We start from the raw sequence: 1,388 nt of genomic DNA, 5'->3' as shown, positions 1-1,388 counted from the left end.
TTTACACGCCGACGACGCCATACCCCATACAAGTGGGTCTGGTGGGCTCGGATTTGTTTATAAGAGCCAGGCCGGGCGGTGGACGGCGGGGTTTCCGCCCCTGTCGTTTAACGCGGCTGGGGCGGAAACCCGATATCCGCGGGCCAATAGCGTGACCCGTACACTGTCGGCGCTCCCCACCCACCCGCGCGTCCAGAGGAAGTCGGATCCCCATGTCGCTCATCGGAAAGCACATTCTCTCCAGCGATCTCTTCGACCGGGAAGAACTCGAGCGGCTCTTCGAACTGGCCGACACACTGACGGCGGTGGCCCGGGGCCGCCAGGTCACCCGCGTTCTCGAAGGCGCCGTGATGGCGAGCCTCTTCTTCGAGGCGAGCACCCGCACCAGGCTCAGTTGCGAGTCCGCGTTCCTGCGGCTGGGCGGCGGGGTGACCAGCACGACGGGCTCGGGGATCATGTCGATCTCCAAGGGCGAGTCGCTGGCGGACACCAGCCGCGTGGTCAGCGGGTACTGCGACCTGGTCGTGATGCGGCACCCCGAGGTGGACGCGGTGCACGAGTTCGCCGCCGCCACCAACGTCCCGGTGATCAACGGCGGGAACGGCGCGGGGGAGCACCCGACGCAGGCCCTGCTCGACATGTTCGCGCTGCACCGGGAGTTCGCCCGGACCGGCCGCACGATGGACGGCCGGCGGATCGCCCTGGTCGGCGATCTGCGGCACGGCCGCACCGTGCACTCGCTGATGAAGCTGATCTCCCGCTACGAGGGCATGACGATCGTCTGTGTCGCCCCCGAATCGCTCGGAATGCCGGAGGAGTTGCTGGAGCTGGCCGAGAGCAGGGGGCACCGGGTCGAGCGGAGCGACCGCCCGGAGACCGGGCTGAAGGACGCCGACCTCGTGTACACGACCCGGTTGCAGACCGAGCGGTTCGCGGACCGGCCGGTGCCGTACAGCGACGCGTTCCGCATCGACAAGGCGCTGGTCAGCCGGGTGTGCCGGGAGGACGCGGTGGTCATGCACCCGCTGCCGAGGGACGGCCGGCCGGGCTCCAACGACCTGGCGACCGACCTCAACGACGACCCCCGCCTCGCGATCTTCCGTCAGACCGACGCCGGGATCCCCATGCGTATGGCGCTCTTCGCCTCGGTGCTCGGCGTGGCCGACGCGATCCCCGGCTCGCTCCGGCCGGCGACCTGGTACCGGCCGGACTACACCGGTCCGGACGACGCCCCGTTCTACAAGAACGTCGCCCTCTGACCTCTGACCTCTGACCTCTGACCTTTGGCCTTTGGCCTCTGGCCTCCGACCTCTGCCGAGGAGCCTCCTCGCCGTAGAGCGACAGCACACAGCACCCCCCCCAGAACGCCGAAGCGGGCCGGTCACCAC

At 69.0% G+C, this 1,388-nt stretch carries 1 protein-coding gene; it reads left to right on the top strand.

Translation table 11 applies throughout. The features are described 5' to 3' along the window. The first annotated feature begins 212 nt into the window (after positions 1 to 212). Positions 213 to 1,259 carry an aspartate carbamoyltransferase gene (gene pyrB, locus ACFWEP_RS34655; protein ID WP_387376282.1) on the top strand — a complete coding sequence of 349 codons (1,047 nt, stop codon included), beginning with the start codon at positions 213 to 215 and terminating at the stop codon, positions 1,257 to 1,259. Positions 1,260 to 1,388 lie beyond the last annotated feature (129 nt).

This window comes from Streptomyces sp. NPDC060198 (assembly GCF_042728415.1).
Lineage (GTDB): Bacteria > Actinomycetota > Actinomycetes > Streptomycetales > Streptomycetaceae > Streptomyces.
The sequence above is the reverse complement of the archived record's forward strand: the minus strand, read 5'-3'. Positions and strand labels throughout refer to the sequence as shown.